The sequence below is a fragment of the Kosmotoga sp. genome, from assembly GCF_982836095.1.
Genome location: NZ_CEYIHJ010000021.1, coordinates 3,271 through 3,960 on the forward strand (window position 1 = coordinate 3,271; position 690 = coordinate 3,960).

1 protein-coding gene is annotated in these 690 nt (G+C 38.8%); it reads left to right on the forward strand.

Annotated features, from left to right (window positions below):
- Positions 1-690 (forward strand): lysylphosphatidylglycerol synthase transmembrane domain-containing protein (locus AC3LHT_RS02720; RefSeq protein WP_488661905.1); only part of this gene is annotated, 690 nt, incomplete at both ends.

A 690-nucleotide genomic window follows, 5' to 3' on the forward strand; every position in this document is an offset into this window, starting at 1 on the left:
CGTCTCCATACTGATATTAGCTCTGGTCTTTCTGCCCAAATACTGGAAAACCTTTCTGAAAATTCCTGGAATAGGGATTTTCGCTTTTTTAGGGGCTTTTTTGACTATTGCTTTATTGATCTTTCTCGTTACCCTTTCCTATTCTAAAAAAATGCTCATGAAATTTCTCGATGCGCTATTAAAACCAAAGTTTCTCAAAAAGATAATTGCCAAATTTATGGATTGCAAGACCGAAGAAGTCAGAGACCATCTCGTTGAAAAATTCGAAGAATTCAATTATTATATGAAACTCATCTGGAAAAAAGGTCCGCATTATATGCTCATGGATATAGTGCTTTCCATATCGTTCAGTTTGACTTTCAAGTTCATCATGTATTTCATCTTGATAGGGCTTCTTGGTGCTTCGGGAACCACTTCGAATATTTCCTTCGTTGAAATATGGGGTGTGCAAGAGCTTCTCTTTTTGGTCGCCTTTTACATTCCTACCCCCGGTGCGAGTGGAGCATTGGAACTGGGCTTGTTCTATATGCTGGGTGGCACGCTTCCAAAAGGAATTATAAGTCTGGCAGTAGCACTTTGGAGGCTGCTGACATACCATTTCATGATAGTGCTGGGAACGTTGGTATTTCTGGCAAGACAGAGAAATTTGACAAAAGAATTAACGATGTTAGAGATTATGAAAATGAAGTA